Below are 18,257 nucleotides of genomic sequence, written 5' to 3'. Positions count from 1 at the left end.
AATGACGGTGTTAGCGATCAGTCGCTTGCGGCGTTAATCGGGTTGGGTTGGCGTTTTTCGATGGAATATTTGAGCAGCGCGGCGCTGCGGAAGATGCCGTGGGCGAATTTGCTGTAGGGCATGGTCAGGAAAAAAGCCATGACCAGGCCGAGATGGATCGCCAGCAACAGGCCCAGGGCAACGGTTTCGCGAAACGCCAGGAGCGCCAGGCCGCTGGCGCTGATGAGAAACAGCAGCGCGATAAAGCCGCGGTCCATGGGTTTCTGGTGTTCGTCGCCCTGTTCGGCGTTGCGGCGCAGGTTCAACCACAAGAGCCCCGCCGGGCCAACCAGCAGCCCGAGCCCGCCGGCGATGCCGAGCATCACCGGCACGCTCAGGACGGGGTAAGGCGCCGACCAGCCCAGCAGGAAATGGTAGAGCGTGGCCACACCGGTAGCGGCGAAGCACAGCATGAAGCCGTAGAAGGTGAAGTGGTGCATGCGCCGCCGCCACAAGGTGAATTGATCGTCGGCGTTATTGCAGCCCTCGCCATGGCCGCCATCCAGGTACTTGAGCGTGGCAACATTGGTGGTCGCTTCCAGCGCCGCCGACGTTGTTTGCCGGGGTGAGGCATCGACCGGCGAGACATTGCGCCAGAAGCGCCGCACGCCGATCGTCAACGCGAGGACCGCGAAACCAAACACTGCGCCGAACATCAGGGCCAGGGTGTTATGCGGGAAGATCCCGTAGAAATTCCCCCCGGGCATTGGCGTGAACAGATTGCCCATCACCATCAGCGTCAGGCAGAGAAACAGGGCTAGCCCCGCGCCGGATGACAGCGCCAGGGTCAGCCCGTTGCGCCGGTATAAGGTGCCCATCACCTGCGGCCAGGCGTACTCGGCGTACGTGTCGAGGCGGACTTTGGCCATGGCTTTGGGCACATTGATAGCAAATTCATGAGGGGCGGCGTACTGGCAGGCATGCAGGCAGGCGCCGCAGTTGTGGCAGAGGTTTGCCAGGTAGTGGATGTCCGCCGCCGAAAACGCCAGGCGTCGGGTCATGGCCGGGAAGACCGCGCAGAAGCCTTCGCAATAGCGGCAGGCATTGCACACGGTCATTTGTCGCTGGACTTCGCTTTCATCAAGGTTGAGGACGGGAATCAGCGTGCCCGGCGCCTGGGGATCAAACAGCTGCATGGTGCGGCTCCTGGAATGAAGGGAACATGAAGCCGGCCGCGGCGGCGGCTTGCGCACCGGCGATGCGACCGAATGCGGTACCAATAGCCATGCCGATACCGGCGGTATAGCCCTTGCCCAATACGTTGCCTGCCATCATTTCTCCGGCGACAAACAGGTTCGGGCTGGCCTTGCCGTTGAAGTGAACGGCGGCCGTTTCTTCGGTCGCGAGGCCTAAATAGGTGAACGTCACGCCTGGCTTGAGCGGGTAGGCGCAGAAAGGCGGTTTCATCAAGGGGCGAGCCCAATGGGTTTTGGCGGGCGTCAACCCTTCGGTGTGGCAATCGTCCAGGGCGGTGTGGTCGAACGTGCCGACGCGGCAGGCCGCGTTGTAGGCCTCGATGGTTTTAACGAACGGCCCGACGGGCAGGTTTAACTGGCGGGCCAACGCTTCCAGAGAGTGGGCGGTGGTCCCTGAAAATACCGGCGGCATAAAACGGCCGACGGCCTGCTGGTCGATGATCGAATAGGCTTGTTGGCCGGGTTGACCCGCTACCAGGCGACCCCAGATCGCATAGCGCTTGGGCCAGAAATCCTCGCCTTCATCATAGAAACGTTCGCCGTCGCGATTGACCACTACGCCCAGCGACACGCAGTCGATGCGGGTGCAGATACCACCGTCATACAAGGGCGCGCGGGCGTCGATGGCCACCATGTGCGCTTGGGTGGGGTCACCGATAAAGTCGGCGCCCAGTTGCTGCATGCGCCGAAGCAGCACGCCGGTATTGAAGCGCGTGCCGCGAATCAGGAAATTGTCCGAAGGCCACTCGCCGCGCGCGTTTTGCCCCCACGCTTCACGTAGCCATTCGCGGTTGGATTCGAACCCTCCCGCCGCCAGCACGCAGGTCCTGGCCTGGATACGTTCGGCGGGCACGCGTTGCCCATCCACTTCACGTTCACCCAAGTGGGCCGCGACGAAGGTTCCATCCTTCAATTCAATGTCGGTCACTTGAGCGTTGTAGCGGATGGTCACGCCCAACCGCTCGGCGCTGCGGTAATACGCATTGACCAAGGCCTTGCCGCCACCCATGAAAAACGCATTGGTGCGCGCGACGTGCAGCGCACCGGACAGCGACGGCTGAAAATGCACACCATGGGCGCGCATCCAGTCACGGCAGTTCGATGAGGCGCGGATGACCAGGCGCGCGAGCTTTTCGTCGGTCATCCCGCCGGTGACCTTCAACAGGTCCTGCCAATACTCCTCTTCGGGGTAGGCGTCGACCAATACATCCTGCGGTGCGTCGTGCATGCAGCGCAGGTTGCGGGTGTGTTGCGAATTGCCGCCGCGCCAGGCCTTGGGCGCACCTTCAAGCAACATAACGCTGGCGCCGGCCTCTCGGGCTATTAACGCCGCGCACAAGGCGGCATTGCCGCCGCCAATGACTAATACGTCGATCATCATCACTCCTCGATCGCGAGGAGGCATGAACGAAGGGCTCCTCGCGAGTGGCGAGACCTTAGGGCAGCGAGCGTGGGGTCGAAAGGCGCGTTATCGGTTGGGGTGTTTAGTTTTCGTAAAGGCTTTGCGGGTTAGCGCATGCCGTGAAAGATAAGAGGGGGGGCGCTTGAGATCAGGGTGTGATGTCTTCGATCCACGAGGCGCCGGGCCATTGCCGATCCATGACCAGCTGTCGCGCCACGTCGGTGATGACCCGTCGCGCGGCCAGTGCGGCGGGCGCCAGCTCATCATCCGGCAGTGTCGCCAACAGGTTTCGTCGACCCACGTGAGCATCGGCGATTTCCACCACCGAAAGCCCCGATTCACCTTTGAGCGCCACCGCGGCGCCGGGCTGGATGGTCGCGGCGTGACCCGCGCGTACAGCGTTCATCAACACGGCCAGGCCATCCACTTCCATGATGATGTTGGGCGTCAACCCCGACCGTTCAAAGGCCGCCATCAGCGTTGAGCGCAAACCGTGTTGCGCGCTGGGCATCACCAGGGGAAGTTGCCCCAGGTCGGCCATTTGCACACGGGGGCCTTGGGGCGCATCAGGGAGGTGTGGCGAGCAGATGACAAATAGTTTCTCGTCAAGCAAAGGCGTCACGCTCCAGCGCTTGCCGCCTTCGAGTTGAAACAGGACGGCCAGATCGATTTGGCGGGCATTCAGCTGTGTGGCCAGGTGCCCGGACAGCATCTCAATCAGGTGCAATTGAATATCCGGATAACGCGCCCGCATCGCACTGATCAATGGCAGGGCAAGTACCGTGGCCGTCGTGGGCGGTAATCCAACGGTCACGTAGCCACTCATCCGCCCACGGTGCGCGGCGAGGATCGCATTGTCTGCTTGCCGCAGGCACAGCTGGGCAGGGTGCAGGAAGGCCATTCCGGCAGGGGTCGGTGTGACACCGGTGGTCGAGCGGTTCAGCAGGCGAGTCGAGAGTTCGCTTTCAAGTTTGGCGATTTGCTGGCTCAGCGCCGATACCCCCACGTCCAATTCGAGGGCTGCACGCCCCAGGCTGCCGTGCTCGACAATTTTTACGAAATAGCGCAGTTGTCTTAGTTCCAAGCGTTACGGCTCCATTTCAAATTGATACCGGTCCAGGTGACGGTGGGGAAGAGACATCCAACCACTCCGCGCCGCGCGATGATAAAGGTGACGTGCCGTTTCTGGAATTGGCGGTATGGAGTGGGCGCGGCTCGCGGCGTGAGCCTGCCGGTCGCTCAGTTGGCTGACATTCTCCACGACCGAGCGCGAAGCGGGCACGTTCAGACTATGCTCGCGGCCACTGATGGCAAAGTAATAGTTTCTCTCGCAGCCCCTCAGCCCCGAGTTTCGTGGCTCACCCACCTGAATTGACATTTATCCAGGAGCGGCTAAGCCATACAGGGGTCGCTTTGTTTCACATAACGGTTGGAACTGATGGCGGGCATAAAAGCCCGTCCATGCCTGACGGAGAAATCATGAATATTCAGTTGAAGGCTAAACGCGCACTGGTTACCGCCTCGACGGGCGGCATTGGTTTTGCAGTGGTCAAAGGGCTTGCCGAAGCGGGCGCTGCCGTTGTTATCAACGGCCGCAGTGAGCGTTCGGTGAACGAGGCGGTAGTGCGTTTGCTGTTGGCAGTGCCCGATGCGAGTGTCAGCGGTGTGGCCGCAGACCTGAGCACTGCCGAAGGTGTCGCCACCTTGCTGGCCGGTGTCAGTGATATCGACATCCTGGTGAACAATGCAGGCATCTATGGGCCTCAGGACTTCTTTGAGACCGGCGATGACGTTTGGGACCGCTATTGGCACACCAACGTGATGTCGGGCGTGCGCTTGAGCCGTGCGCTGCTGCCGGCCATGGTTGCGCGCGGGTGGGGGCGGGTGGTGTTCGTTGCTTCCGAGTCCGCCCGCAATATTCCCGCAGACATGATCCACTACGGCGTCTCCAAGACCGCCCAATTGGCATTGGCGCGTGGCTTGGCCAAACGTGTCGCGGGCAGTGGCGTGACCGTCAATAGCGTGCTGCCTGGGCCAACGCTGTCCGACGGCGTCGCTGAAATGATGAAGGGCGAGGTCGAGCGCAGCGGGAAATCCCTTGAGTCGGTGGTCACCGAGTTCGTCATGCAACGTCGCCCAAGCTCGATCATCCAGCGCGCATCCAGCGTGGAAGAAGTGGCCAACATGATCGTTTATGTCTGCTCGACGCAAGCATCAGCCACCACTGGCGCTGCGCTCAGAGTCGACGGTGGTGTGGTAGACGATATTGTCTGACGGCCTTTAGTCCTCACGTCCTACTGCGCGCCAGGCCGCATCTGCAAGCTGCTGCCGCAAGAGCCCAGGGTTGCGTTGGACGCGGCCAGAGAGCCAGGCGCGGCAGTAGCTCTCCGCCGAACCGATGATCAGTGACGGTATCAGCTCGGAGGGCAGGGCCTGCAAATTCTGCCGGTGGGCCGGGTCGCTGAACCACTTCTTGAGTGCGGCGTTCCTGGCGAGATTCGCCTCGGCGAGCCGCTCGTTGAAGCTGCTGCGGGCAACCGCAAAGCGCGCCTGGTACTGGAAGCGCGCCCAATCGGGTTGGCTGACCACCCAATCCACGTAGCTGAACACCAGAGCATGCACCCATTCCTTGGTCGACGTCACAGCGGCAAGGTAGCTGTCCCTGAGGCGCGCCTGATCGTCCAGGGCGGTCATGTACAACGCCGCGACCAAGCCTTCCTTGTTCTCGAAATGATGATAAATGGCCCCCACGCTCATCTGGCTTTCGGCACGGATGATGTCGATGGTGGTCGCTTCAATGCCCTGCTGGTTGAACAGCGCCAGGGCACATCGAAGGATGTGCCGCTTGGACTCGGCACGACGGCCTGGGTAGCAGCGTTCGAGGAGATCGACAGGTTCCATTTTTCGGCCCAGGCAAAAAGGGGCCATGGTAATTGAAACCGAGGCTTGGCACGAGAGATTGACAGGCTGAGCATTTACAGAATATCGTTCTGTAACAGAGCAATATTCTGTAATTGAGTAATGTTCTGTCCACGACTCCAGCCACCTGACCCGAGATATCCCATGAGCCAGACTCTCAGCATGTACCAAAGCGTTGGTCCGTCCGCTTTCAGCAATATGGCCTGCCAGATGGCACCGTACTTCGGCACCATCAACCCGGAAATTTCTGTATTGGCCCCCGGCCGCGGTGAAGTGAAGGTGCCGTTTCGCAAGGAAATCACCAATCACCTGGCGTCCGTTCACGCTATCGCGCTGTGCAACGCGGCAGAACTGGCGGGCGGCATGATGACCGAAGTGTCCATCCCCAGCGGCGCTCGCTGGATTCCTAAAGGCATGAGCGTCGAATATTTGGCCAAGGCCAAAACGTCCATCCACGCGATTGCCGACGGTAGTGAAATCGACTGGCAGACCTCGGGCGACAAGATTGTTCCGGTCGATATCTTCGACGAGGCCGGGGTGAAGGTCTTTACGGCACGCATCACCATGAATGTGAAAGTCGGCTAGATCGCCTGGGTTACCCGCCGTTCCAGGCAGGAGCGGCGGGTCGGGGTTAGGCAACGCGATGTGAACGACATCGGGCGGTCGTACCAATAAGGGGTCACTTGCGGTGTGATCGAATGTGCAGTCAATTGCGGCTTTTCGTTTGGAACGTCCTGACGGGCCGTTCCGGGATGAGGACCTCAAATTAGCGGGGCAGCGTTTTTTTAAAGTCGAAATTTGTCCCTGGCTATGCCCTCGTAAGTCTTGGAATTCATTGGATTCAGACAGAAGGCAGTAGACACTAATTGCCGCTAAGTAATTGTTATAAAACAGTTTGTTGAATTTTATGGGGTGCCATTACAGGCTATCGGGGTCTCCAAAGAACATTTTGACTTGGCTTTGGGACAATGTTTTCAGGTCGATAACACTTTTGTTTGCCCCCACTTTTGCCCCCATTCATACCGAGTGTGCGAGTGATCGCAAATGGCGATCTCCGACGGACTTCGCTATTCCTGGCCAGTTAAGCCGTTGGGCCAGGTCGCTGATCAGTCGTTAGGCAAGTGCAACTGCACTTCCATGGCGTCATGAAGGAGTCTGACGACCTCGATCACGTCGTCGTTTGTCACACGATAGAACACGATATGGCGTGGGCTTTTGACCGTTCCATGGGTTTGTTTGGCCTGCTGGCGTGAATAGATGAGGTGATAGCTGCGAAGGCCCGGTGCAAGTTCATCGCGGTCGTGGCTGCCAATGCGATAAGGCGTGTGGGCAAGCGCTTGCAGCGCCGCGAGGATCAGCGCCTGGTAGCGCTGGCGTGCTTGATCGCCGAACTGCGTCTGGGAGAGCCTAAGGATGTCGACAATGTCGGCACGAGCCGGGTTGGAGATCCGATACTGCGGCATGCTCAGTGTTTCTCTCTCGCAGGGAGGGTTGCCTCCAGGCTCAAGCTCTCGAGGTAGTGCTCCAGATCACCCTCGTTTACCTGAGTAAAGCGCCCGTGCTCAAGATCCATGATGCCGATCGAGGTCGCCTGACGCAGTGCCTCAATTTTGGCGGTGTCTTCGGCGACGCGCTGCTCCAATAAACGTAAACCTTCTCGCATCACTTCGCTGGCATTCTGATAACGGCCGGACTGCACCAAGTCATGGATAACCTGGTCCTGGTGAGGGGTGAGCACAACGTTTCGCGTCGCCATAACTAGCTCCAGTTCTATGCAAACAGATACTTTTGATGTTGGCATATTATGCCAATTTCGCTCTGGAGAATAGCTTGGGGCCGACATCCGGCGATCAGGTGACGGCTGACTTGGCGCCAATCAGCAAGGTTCAAAGTCATCCTCCCATAATGAAAGCAACCGGCAGATTGATTTGAAGATTGATATGCCTGACTGTGCGTGGGAGGAGGCGCGCGATGTGTGCTTCTCGATCCGCCCTGAAATCGATCGGCATGTTCGATGCCCATCAATATTTGCGTTTAGAGGCATCAAGAGAGGTTCCAATGCCCTACGAGTTAGAAAATCGCCTAGTGATCGGCGTCGCTTCCAGCGCTGTGTTTGATTTGCTGGCATCGGACGCAGTGTTTCAGAGTCAGGGGGAGGAGGAATACCGCAAGTTTCAGCAAGACAATCTGCACGTCCCGCTTCCTAAGGGGATAGCGTTCCCCTTCATCAAGCGTTTACTGTCAGTGAATGACCTGAGCGTCGATCCTACGGATCCGCTCGTCGAGGTGATACTTCTTTCGCGCAATGATCCCGACACTGGGCTGCGCGTACTGAAGACTATCGAGCACTATGGGCTTGGGATGACAAGGGCGATTTTCATGCAGGGAAAATCTCCTTATGAATACATACCAGCACTGAATATCGCTTTATTTTTGTCGGGTGACAAAAAAGACGTGGAAGCGGCTATCAGGGCCGGGTACCCGGCTGGCCAGGTTCTCGATTCAAAATTTGAAGACGACGAGACTGATAAAACCCTACGCATCGCATTCGACTTTGACGGCGTGCTCGCTGGCGATGAGTCCGAAACAATCATGCAGGCCTCTGGATTGTCTGAATTCCATGCGCACGAAGTGAAGAATGTCATGCAGCCCCATAACCCTGGGCCGCTGAAGGAATTCATGGTGCGGATATCCAAAATCCAGTCGGTCGAGGAGAAGCACAAAAAGCTCAATCCTGAATACGAAAACCGCATACGCGTCTCGATCGTCACAGCCCGCAATGCTCCGTCTCATGAGCGTGCGATGAATACACTCAAGAGTTGGGGTGTCATGGCCAATGACGCATTCTTCCTAGGCGGCATCGAGAAAGGAAAAATTTTAGGTGTATTGAAACCACACATCTTTTTCGATGACCAATCAGGGCACCTTAAATCGACTAGCGCAGTTGCTCCATCCGTGCACATTCCTTTCGGCATCACCAACCATGTCGCTACTGTGGATGCGCTAGAGCCTGAAGCGGATCAGGTCCAGCAGGTGGTGTAACACGGTGGCTTGAGCGCGTAGTACCACAGGAATTCGTATCGGTTCTGTGCTGCGAAAAACCGATAACACGGCCTATATTTGCCAAAGATTGAGCACAAGCCAATTCGCCGGGCTATTAGCGTCTTGAAGGCCTAGCATGCATTTTTGGCTTAGCGTTACGCTCCAATAACGAATACGTCGGATAGAGGAAGAAAGGACTCTCATGTACCTACGAACATTGGGTATCAGTGGTTTCAAGTGCTTCGGTGATCCTTTCACCATCGAATTCCAGGACGGCCTTAACGTCTTGGTCGGTGAGAATGGAGCCGGCAAGACGGGCGTTATTGCCGCGTTACGGCAGCTATTCAACGACTCTGAATCTGGTAAACGTGTGATCAATGAACGTGACTTTCATCGAGGTTTTGAGCCTGGTGCTCTAGCGGCGCAAAGAATTGAGATTCAAGCATCGTTTTCTGGCTTGGATGAAAATGACGTTGTTGCGTTCGAGGATTGGTGTGGGGACCACGACGACGCGAAGCTCACTTTTACGGCGATCAATGTGGAGTCTCGTGGTCGGTTCAAACACCATACCTATGGCGGCCACGAATACACCACCGCTCTGGATACGGAGACGCTTGATCTCATCCATTGCATCTATCTTCCCCCGTTGCGGGATGCAGAAAACAAGCTGCGTGATGGTCGTCAGTCACGATTAGCGAGGTTGTTGAAAGCGCTCTGCCGCAGGGAGTTGGATACGGCCCGCAAGGAGGGTGTGCCTCACCCCCTGGAAAAACGAGTGGGCGAGTTCAACCAAGAGTTGTCGGAGAGCGACGACTACGCAATCAAAGCGGCCAACCGCCGAATAGGGGAAAGCCTTAAATCCGCGCTGGGCATGCATCTTTCCCAGAGCACACTGATCCAATTCTCCGAGGTTAGCTTTTCGCGCATCGTTGAGGGCCTGCGGCTGCTTTACTTTCCGAACCTCGCCGAAGCCCAATCGTCTCAGTTCCGGTCGTTGGAAGAGAACAGTCTCGGATACAACAACCTTCTGTACATAGCCTCGATCTTGGCAGAGTTAACTCTGGAAGTTGAGGTGGAGCGAGGTGAGGAGACCTACTTACGTCTCTTGTTGATCGAGGAGCCGGAGGCCCATCTGCACCCGCAGCTTCAGATACGTCTGCTAAGGCACCTTAGCGCAGTAGCCGAAGAGCAGGGAATACAGGTCATCATCACGACGCATTCGACGGTTATATCGTCGGCGGTGTCAGTCGACCAGATCATCCATATCTCCAACGCCGACACACCTGTGGCCGTACCACTGAGGACATGCGGACTAAATGACCAGAGTCGACGATTTGTAGATCGCTGGCTGGATGTGACGAAGTCAAATCTGCTCTTTTCCAAAGGTGCAATTTTGGTGGAGGGCATCGCCGAGGCGATCGTCATACCAGAACTGGCACGCATCGTTTTGCGCCAATATGGAGAGGGCAGAGACACCTTGGATGATTACGGTGCCTCGGTCATCAACCTCGGCGGAATTTACTTCAAGCATTTCATGCAACTGTTCTGCGACGTGAGCGACGAGAGCACTGGTCAGAATGTTCCGGTGCGGTGCGCTGGGTTGACCGACAATGATCCACCGAAAACTTTCATCATAGAGGATGGTGAGGGGGCAAAAACGACAGTCCGTTACCTTCCGCATGCTGGCGATTTCCAGGTAGGCAGCAATCACGCGCTGACGCTGATTCCTACGATTGCTGAATCCCAGTATGCCCGACTGTTTGCCGGCCAGTACAAAACATTTGAATATGACTTGGCGCTAGAGGGAGCTAATCTCAAGACGATGCTCGCCGTCGCAGCCGATCTTTGGCCAGTGCAGGACGGCACAGTCGTCCCGACCTTAAGAGCTGACGCGGAGCTTGATTTCGTGGCTATGACAAGCGAACGCAGAGCAGGGTACGCGGCGGATTTGCTTGATCGCATCGACTCTAAAGAAATTGGAAAAGGGTTGTACGCTCAGGCCTTCGCAGATGCTCTGTTAGCGCTGGAGGATGATTTTTTCGTGCCCGACTATATCCGTTCCGCCATTCTATGGGCGTGCGGGATTGAGGACGGGCAAGCTCGATGATTTCACTGACCGACGAACAGAGGAATTACATCAACGCGCCACTTGATCAACATGTGTATCTGAGAGCTTGTCCGGGTAGCGGCAAGACTGAGGTGGTGGCCGCCATGGTGTCCAAGGTCGTCAAGGAGTGGACACGATTTCCATCGGGAATAGCTGTACTCACTTTCTCCAATAGCGCAACGGATGAGCTCAAGACCAGACTGAGAACCTACCTGGGAGAGCCTCTCGCATTCCCTCACGCGGTGTCGACTTTCGACAGTTTTGTGTTGTCGCGCCTCGTGGCCAATATCGCCAGCAAAGTGACCGAGTATCCAGGCAGAAACGGTGACTTTCGGATAAGAATTCTGGAAAACAAGGCGGACATTTTTCGTACCCGCAACAGCATCTGTGACCGTTGGATTTCTGCGTGTAAGTACGATTATGACTTGGATTCAGCGAGCTTCATTTTTTCGACTGGGGAGCGAACCCTGGATGTACAGCTCAATGCTGCCCGCATCAGTGACAATGTGCGGAGCGACTTGATCGAAACAAAGAAGCGGTTCTGGAAAGGAGGCTTTGCCACATACGGCGACGTCGATATGTTGGCTTTGTCTGCGCTGAAGAAGCCGCAGCTGCAGGCGTATTTCGCGCGCCTTGCACGCAGGTTCCCTGTTGTAGTGGTAGACGAGTGCCAAGACCTTTCAGTCGAACAGATGCGCATCATCAAAAAGCTCAGCGCTCTAGGGGTTAAATTTCATTTTGTGGGCGACCTGAATCAATCGATTTACGGGTTCAGAAAGTCGAACCCTGACAGGGTCAGGGCCTTGCTTGATGAGCTCGCGTTCACAGAGCATGCACTTACGACCAATTGGAGAAGCGGACAGGCCATTGTGGATCTCAGCAGCAATTTACTGGGTATCGAACGGGTGACGGGTAATCCGGAAATTGCCTCTCTCAAGCCTAGGCTTCTGGAATACACGAACTGCCCGTCCGAACTGTTACCAAGGATCATTGAACTTACTCGGGGATACAAAAGAATCGTCGTGGTTGCTCGCGGGCACACCACTCTTCAGCGCTTTCGCAAGGGGGAAACGTTTAGCGGTACTGAAACGCTTGCACTGGCATGTGTTGCGGCCGGCAGTGGAAGCCTGAAGGAGCTCAAAATTTCAGTGAACCTTTTTGCGCAATGGCTCGCAGATAAACTCAAGCTGCAGGTGACCCGAGCGGGCCCTTACTGCCCGGTCGCGGTCGAATCCAAGCTAGCCTGGCGTAGATTTGTGCATGAGTGCCTGAAGTTTCTGATTGCCGGCGGCGTGGCCAATGTCGATTTGACCTGGACACAATGGGCGTCGGTGGCGAAACAAGCCATACAACAGATTCCCGATCAACCATTCGCGTTACCTGAGATCGAAGATGAGCTGGGTGCACTCAGGACCTTGAGCTTGAAAGCCCCCGCACGCCAGGGGAAACAACTGCTTTCGATTCGGCTCGCTCAAGGTGTGGATCAGCAGCACTCAGTTGATCAATTGCGCTACGAGACCATTCACCAAGTCAAAGGCGAAACTCATGATGCAACCGTGGTGGTTTCCTCGCGTCAGGGCGGTGTGCACCAATCTCATTGGCAGGACTGGCTGAAAGATCCAACCTCTGAGGCGGCCAGGTTTGCGTATGTGGCGAGTTCACGGCCGCGCCACTTGCTCATCTGGGCGGTGAAAAAGCTCAAACCTGCGCAGGCAGAAGTGCTCACTGCGCTGGGCTTTGAATTCGCCTAAACAATATTCGGGAAAAATAGAGCGCTGGCAGTTTGGCAAGCGCTCTAAGACGCTGGTCCAAGGTTTCATTTATAGCTGCAGATATTCTGATGGTGTTGCAGAAGTCCGGATCGAACAAGTGGTGGGCACACATGACAGCAAACCAGGCATTGACCGTGCGACCTTTGACTTTGTTGACAGCCGTTTTCATGTTGTCGTAAATGCCGCGACGCGGCACTCCGCCTAGCGCCCAAAGAGCGGGTATGGGCATCGAACCACATCTCGCGGCCTTGGCTGGGCAACCAGAACGCACGACTGGCGCACAGCTTCATGCGGGAGACCTGGATGCGTCGAAACAGGCCGCCGATCAGCAGACCTTCTTCGCTCCAATCAAATTGAAAGGCCTCACCCAAGGCAAAAGTCAGCGGTACAAAAGCGCGTAAAGACTTGCCTTGCTCGCCTTGCCAAGAGCGTACAAATGCGCTGAGCTAGCTGTAGCCGTCATAATCCTCGGTCATGATCTGTTCGAAAAGTGCTTTGGCGCTTCTGCGGTTGTGCTTTGCCCGGAACGAATCGGCTTTCAGCGCGTGTTCTAGCATGTCGTGGAATGGGCTGAGTTGATTGAAGATTGCGCACCGCTGGTACGCCGGTTGAGTGGCTTCGGGCTCTCTGACCCACTTTCGGATGGTGTTTCTCGACAGCCCGGTACGCTTGGCTATCTGATGCAGCGAGAGCTTGTCGCGGAAGTACATCCGCCGGATTTTCCCCAACATCTCCATGCTGATCACCCTAGGTTTTCCTGCTCGAAAAGTGAGCAGAAGCAGTTGAACACCTGGGTCAGTTTTCAGTCGGCAGAACAGCCTCTACCGGGTCATTTTTCGGTCAGCGGCAACACGCCTAGTGCATGTTTTCGTTCGAGTGGCGTATTGCTACTAATACACGCTATCTTCGCAGGCCAAGTTTCAAAGCAGCTTGCGCCGATCATTCAGGATGAAAATCTAGGTAGTAGGGATTGAGAGATGGATAGGAATCAAAGAGATGTCCAGTGGCTGGGCGAAGAGGAGGCTCATCTTGGACCAGCAGCACGAGCGGCGCTCGGCATTCTGATTGAAAGGGACGATTGGGCCTGGTGGGAGGAACCACTCAAAACTCAGGCCTCCCTGGAGCGAGCCGCGGCAGGGCAGGGTCCTGTTAAGTGGGGAGGGGACTCAAGTGTGATGGACGCCGATCAGTGGGTCGACTCGCAGCGGGCAGTTATACTTGGGAGAGCTTTCTACCAGTTGAATAGGCAAGCACCACAAAAAATCAAGGTGATGAGAGCGGTTTGGGGCTGGCCGGATGGTGCTCAGATAATTGGTCAGGTCGCTCTTGAGCTGTCGCAACTGGTGGGGCCGGGGCACGTATTTCCTGAATGGGAGCGAAACGCCAAGCCACGCTTTCCCGATGTCACAAGATCGCAGCGGGGGCTCGGTGTGGTGGCGAGCCCAGATCTTCTACCCTATCAGCTTCTGGATGCTGTACAGGGGTATGTGGAGTGGAGTCCCGATAACCGCATTGCCGATATCGTCGTCGCAGCCTCCGCGCAGGCTCTTGGGACGACCAGAGCCGCGCGACTGGTGATTTTATACGGACAGAGTGTTGAGGATGAGTTAGCTCACGTCAGTAGCCTGCGTGATGACCTGAGTGCGCAATGCGTAGTACACGTTGAAGCCAGCGAAGAGAGCATCTCGAATTGGCTGAAAGCCATGCTCACATCATGGGCTGAGTGGGGAGAGACATTTACAGACGCGATCGAAATGGCGGCGATCGGCACAGGCTTAAGAACATTAGTTCTTTCGTCTACTCAATCTTTTCTATTTGGCCGAGGTACGTTTTCAGGCCTGACCACGACAGTGGAAGCTCGTCAGAGTAGCCATGAATACCGTCTAGAGCCACTTAAGGAAAGCCTGCCTCCCAGGGCAAGCGTCTTACCACTGCCGGACTCCGTACTCGCAGATCAGGTCAGTAGCGATGACTCTGAATCATCCTCTATTATCGAAAAAACACCTTCACCGAGGGCTGGGGCCGCTAGTCGCGATACTGATTATCTCGGCCAAGAGACAGGTGCCGCTCGACAATACAGACCGACTCCTCGTGTTGTGCGTCCTGCTCCGCCCGTCGAGAGAGTGCTGAATGCTCAAGCCCGGCAGTACCAGCAGGAAATTGAAGAGTGGCCCACGCACGGTGTAGTAGAGATCGACGTCGACATTCGCGTTAAGACGCCGTTGCGAGACCGAGGTGATCGTCCATCGTTTCCTGATGATCGAGTGGAGTGGGGCACGCAGAGCAAGCAGCTTCAGGTTCACATGTTCGAATTTGGGCGTGAGCCAATGAGTCAAACGCTGGATTTGTCGAGAACTGGAGATTCTACCGCCGCGACATTCGTTCGTGAAAGTGGCAATGGCCCCGTCGATCTTCGCTTCCTGGTGAGCGAGGGGGCACGGATTCTTCAAACGGCCCGACTCCAGACTGCTCCAGGTGAGACGATTCGCTTCTTCATCGAGAATATCGTTACGTCAGTACATCGTGCAAAAACAGCGTTTGACGCCGCATTGTTGATCAATGACAGCCTAGGGAATCAACCGAGCGCAACCATTATTGATGAGGGCGGTGAAGCCCACTTTTGCCCTCTCTCTCTGAGTGGTATTGCAGATGCACGTAATGACTTGCTGCGGACGCTTGAGCGAGCTGTCGCTAACCCAAATGCTCTGCTGTCACCATTGATGGTTGAATTGGCTAACAGCGGCGTACTGCTCCAGAACCACATACGATCAATCGTTCCTGCTTGGCCTGGCAACGAAGCTCGTGTTCAGTTGGTAACGCAAAGTGACGTTTTTTTTCCGATCGAGTACCTCTATGACGGAAAAATACCTGGGTCGCCTGATGCAGTGCTCTGCACTGAGAGTGCCGGGTGTTTGAAAGAGGGGAGGGCAATCACTGGCTGTCATATTCGCGAAGCAGGCGAACAGCTGTGCCCAATGGGATTTTTGGGCATTTCAGGTGTTGTTGAGCGACATACATGGAAAGCTGGGCAGGATCCTCGCTTGTGGGGCGCACCAGGAGACTATAAGTCAAAGCGACATCGAATCGACGATTTATCGACAATTGCGTTCGCCGCCAGTGATAAGGCTGATGACTTCAGAGACTCCGATACCAAGCATCATGAAATTGTGCGAGTTGCTAATATTGAAAAAGCACTTGGCGTAAGAAAAATTTCCGATTGGACAAGCTGGCAGGCCGGGCTTGAGATGGATTCTCCGTTAATGCTGGTGTTGCTGGTTCACTTGGAAAAAAAGGCCATGTACGTTGGCGAAAATGTTGGCCTCAATTTGGGGGCGATCGGTGTTCAGCATGTCGGTAATGCGCCGGTGGTTATCGCTATTGGCTGCTCTACAGGTGTTGGAGATCTTCCTGGGAGCAGCTTGCCCCTGGTCCTTCAGACAAAGGGCGCTCGTGTTGTTGTTGCTGCGATGACTGGGGTGCTTGGCCGTCATGCAAATCGCGTGGCTCGTGATTTGGCAATTCTCCTCCAAAAGGCAGCCGTATCGCACAGATCCGCCTTTGTCGGTGAGGTCATCAGTGCAATGAGGCGACAACTGCTGGCCGAAGGGCTCGCTTTGGGGATGGCAGTCGTCGCGTTTGGGGACGCCGACATTGTGCTCGGCAGAGAATGAATTCAGGGAGTTGTCATGTTTCGTGTCAGAGCATTTCAAGTTGCACACGGTGACTCATTGCTGGTCAGCTACGGCAGGGATGATCGGCCCTACCATCTGCTTGTCGATGGTGGCCCGTCTAGATCCTGGTCAACTCTGAGGCCGCTGCTGAAGTCTGCACTCGTTGGAGAGCGGCTTCGGCTCGAAGCGTTGGTCGTCACTCATTATGATCGTGATCACATCCAGGGCGTAATTGAGTTACTAGAGCACATCCCTGATTGGCTGGAAATTGGCGAGGTGTGGTTCAACGGCTATCACCATCTAAGTCCTTCGGACCTTCTTGGACCCCGCGAGGGCGATACGCTAACCCAGTTGATCCGCCGCTATGGGCTTTCATGGAATACAAGTTTTCGGAATCAGAAAAATGGCCAGAACGGTGCGGCTATTCTTCAATCTTCCAATGCCGTCTCCTTGCCTGGAGGGCTTGAGGTAAGCGTGCTGTCGCCGGATCAAGATGGATTGACCGCGTTGGGGAGACATTGGACCGATCCTACATCACCTCCAGTGGATTCTGAGTCAGCCCCTAACGACTTATTGGGACCGCGTGATGAGTGGCCCCCGAAGCGATTCAATCTCAACGGAGGCTCTGATTTTGTGTCCGATACGTCGATACCCAACAGAAGCAGCATTGCATTACTTCTCACTTTCGACAGCAAGCGTGTGCTCCTCGCCGCAGACGCATTCGCCGATGTGATCAAGCGGGGACTTGCGATATCTTTGCCAGGCAAAGAGCCCATCGACTTGTTGAAGGTCTCGCACCATGGCAGCAAAGGCAACACGAACAAGTCACTGTTAGATGGGCTCGGGTGCAAAAGGTTTCTGATCAGCACCAGCGGAGAAATTCACAAGCACCCCGATCATGCGTTGATAGAGCGTTTGGTCGCACGTTATGACAATCCTGAGATTTTTTTCAACTACTCCCAGGATTGGCCTGGGAACTGGAAGGTCAGACCAGCCAATTGGCCAGATTTCCAAACGCGGTATCCGCAGGAAGGAGAGCAATTTGTGGACGTTTTGCTCTAAGAATTGCGGGAGCGAACACCAACTTGCGTGTGGCCGGAGAGGGATGAGATAGAAATCTCTCATCCCTGTAAATAAATCAGGTTGCAGAGTCATCTTTCTGAGGCGCAGGCTCGGCTGGCACGAAGTCCGGTACAATCACGTAGTCGTCCGCACGCTCACGGAGCTCGTATAGGAATTCGGGTATATCTTTGTTTTTGAAGACGTTAACCTCGTTCTTGGCCTTCAGCTCTTCCACCAGTTCTATCATGGGATCACAAAGATCCAAGATGTCCTGCATTTCCTCAACAGGCTTGATTGCCGTGCCTTGAGCCAGGTAAATCGGAAGGGCTCGGCCATCAGAGGAGAAGGCTAAGACTGATACCATGGATTCGTGATCGCTGGCTCCACCGTGGGCAATCCAGTTGTGCCGTAGATGCTTCAGCCTGGCATGAGTTTTGACCTGCTTTTCAGACAGCTTTTTATTGAGGCTGGACTCCTCGAGCTTCGCTTTACGTCCTTTCGAATCGGTGAAGCATTTCCCATACAGCGATACTGCCGAAAGGTACAGGCTGCTGCAAATGACCTGATCCCTGTTGCCTGGGTCGAATTTGTTCAGCGGTAAGTTGCTTTCGAGCTTCTGTGTGGCGATTTCACATGCGAGCGAAAGATAAGTGCGCATCTTGTAAATGTCAGTCAGCAGTGCTTGAAAACTGGCAACTCTTTCAGCCGGATCACTCTCAAGCCTCGCAACCTTGCAGTGCTCTCCGTTCCGATAAATGGTGTGCTTCTTGCCACCATCGACTATCTCGATATCGATCTCCACATAATTAGCGGCAAGCGTATCTGGTATTTCCATTTTTATATTGCTTCCAAGTTTTTTTAGTTCATGCAAAAACTACCACTGCCTCTACTGCCCAAGCATCTCATACTTCGCCGGACTGCAGGCGGCTCTGAGGCTTCTGTGATGAAGGGGGGCTGGCTGGAGGTTCACTCACAGATAGATGACAACGTAATCGTCCGGTAGCTCCGTCTTGAAGCTGGTGTAGAGATGTCGTTCACCCTTGCTGT

General features: G+C 55.6%; 14 protein-coding genes and 1 pseudogene. 7 read left to right on the top strand and 8 right to left on the bottom strand.

The genetic code is table 11. The annotated features are described in order from the left end of the window. Positions 1-17 precede the first annotated feature (17 nt). From tcuB to AC1Q6I_RS28085, 3 genes are all read right to left on the bottom strand, one after another. A complete protein-coding gene (gene tcuB / locus AC1Q6I_RS28095) occupies positions 18-1,175 on the bottom strand; it encodes a tricarballylate utilization 4Fe-4S protein TcuB (protein WP_102624528.1) in 1,158 nt (385 codons plus the stop codon). Continuing rightward, positions 1,162-2,613, bottom strand: coding sequence for an FAD-dependent tricarballylate dehydrogenase TcuA (gene tcuA / locus AC1Q6I_RS28090; protein ID WP_102624529.1), 1,452 nt, complete (start codon positions 2,611-2,613; stop codon positions 1,162-1,164). Before tcuA ends, tcuB begins: the two co-directional genes overlap by 14 nt. A 172-nt stretch (positions 2,614-2,785) precedes the next feature. Further along, on the bottom strand, positions 2,786-3,721 hold the full coding sequence (locus AC1Q6I_RS28085; protein WP_024075613.1) for a LysR family transcriptional regulator: 936 nt from the start codon (positions 3,719-3,721) through the stop codon (positions 2,786-2,788). Positions 3,722-4,116: 395 nt separating this feature from the next. On the opposite strand from AC1Q6I_RS28085, the gene AC1Q6I_RS28080 reads away from it, so the two are divergent. After that, complete coding sequence (locus AC1Q6I_RS28080; RefSeq protein WP_102624530.1) at positions 4,117-4,911, top strand: SDR family NAD(P)-dependent oxidoreductase; 795 nt, start codon at positions 4,117-4,119, stop codon at positions 4,909-4,911. 6 nt (positions 4,912-4,917) lie between these two features. Here AC1Q6I_RS28080 and AC1Q6I_RS28075 read toward each other — a convergent pair whose 3' ends face one another. Next, a complete protein-coding gene (locus AC1Q6I_RS28075; protein ID WP_069075952.1) occupies positions 4,918-5,538 on the bottom strand; it encodes a TetR/AcrR family transcriptional regulator in 621 nt (206 codons plus the stop codon). A gap of 162 nt (positions 5,539-5,700) precedes the next feature. Between AC1Q6I_RS28075 and AC1Q6I_RS28070 the strand changes: the two genes are divergently transcribed. Next, the gene (locus AC1Q6I_RS28070; RefSeq protein ID WP_024075610.1) at positions 5,701-6,141 is read left to right on the top strand and encodes a hotdog fold domain-containing protein; all 441 of its coding nucleotides are present in this window, start codon (positions 5,701-5,703) and stop codon (positions 6,139-6,141) included. 521 nt (positions 6,142-6,662) lie between these two features. On the opposite strand, the gene AC1Q6I_RS28065 is transcribed toward AC1Q6I_RS28070, so the two are convergent. Together AC1Q6I_RS28065 and AC1Q6I_RS28060 are read right to left on the bottom strand one after the other, a co-directional pair. Next, complete coding sequence (locus tag AC1Q6I_RS28065) at positions 6,663-7,019, bottom strand: type II toxin-antitoxin system RelE/ParE family toxin (RefSeq protein ID WP_102624531.1); 357 nt, start codon at positions 7,017-7,019, stop codon at positions 6,663-6,665. Between the two features lie 2 nt (positions 7,020-7,021). Beyond that, positions 7,022-7,312: a type II toxin-antitoxin system ParD family antitoxin gene (locus AC1Q6I_RS28060; RefSeq protein WP_057010991.1), complete on the bottom strand. Its 291-nt coding sequence runs from the start codon at positions 7,310-7,312 to the stop codon at positions 7,022-7,024. Between the two features lie 302 nt (positions 7,313-7,614). Between AC1Q6I_RS28060 and AC1Q6I_RS28055 the strand changes: the two genes are divergently transcribed. The 3 genes from AC1Q6I_RS28055 to AC1Q6I_RS28045 all read left to right on the top strand — a co-directional run bounded on the left by AC1Q6I_RS28055 (position 7,615) and on the right by AC1Q6I_RS28045 (position 12,456). Then, complete coding sequence (locus AC1Q6I_RS28055; protein ID WP_173903821.1) at positions 7,615-8,598, top strand: 5'-nucleotidase; 984 nt, start codon at positions 7,615-7,617, stop codon at positions 8,596-8,598. A 202-nt stretch (positions 8,599-8,800) separates the two neighbouring features. Beyond that, positions 8,801-10,705 carry an ATP-dependent nuclease gene (locus AC1Q6I_RS28050; RefSeq protein WP_102624532.1) on the top strand — a complete coding sequence of 635 codons (1,905 nt, stop codon included), beginning with the start codon at positions 8,801-8,803 and terminating at the stop codon, positions 10,703-10,705. Then, positions 10,705-12,456, top strand: a complete 1,752-nt coding sequence (locus AC1Q6I_RS28045; RefSeq protein ID WP_102624544.1) for a UvrD-helicase domain-containing protein — start codon at positions 10,705-10,707, stop codon at positions 12,454-12,456. The genes AC1Q6I_RS28050 and AC1Q6I_RS28045 overlap by 1 nt, the downstream gene beginning before the upstream one ends. Before the next feature lie 94 nt (positions 12,457-12,550). Here AC1Q6I_RS28045 and istA read toward each other — a convergent pair. Continuing rightward, a pseudogene (gene istA / locus AC1Q6I_RS28040) lies at positions 12,551-13,214 on the bottom strand (IS21 family transposase); the annotation flags it as partial. A 240-nt stretch (positions 13,215-13,454) separates the two neighbouring features. Here istA and AC1Q6I_RS28035 point away from each other — a divergent pair. After that, on the top strand, positions 13,455-16,148 hold the full coding sequence (locus tag AC1Q6I_RS28035) for a hypothetical protein (protein ID WP_102624534.1): 2,694 nt from the start codon (positions 13,455-13,457) through the stop codon (positions 16,146-16,148). A gap of 135 nt (positions 16,149-16,283) precedes the next feature. Next, complete coding sequence (locus AC1Q6I_RS28030; protein WP_404940813.1) at positions 16,284-17,210, top strand: ComEC/Rec2 family competence protein; 927 nt, start codon at positions 16,284-16,286, stop codon at positions 17,208-17,210. Positions 17,211-17,286: 76 nt separating this feature from the next. Here AC1Q6I_RS28030 and AC1Q6I_RS28025 read toward each other — a convergent pair whose 3' ends face one another. Beyond that, entirely contained in the window at positions 17,287-18,045 is a 759-nt protein-coding gene (locus tag AC1Q6I_RS28025) for a hypothetical protein (protein WP_102624536.1), read from the bottom strand. Positions 18,046-18,257: the final 212 nt, after the last annotated feature.

The organism is Pseudomonas sp. MPR-R2A5 (genome assembly GCF_058793055.1).
The sequence above is the reverse complement of the archived record's forward strand: the minus strand, read 5'-3'. Positions and strand labels throughout refer to the sequence as shown.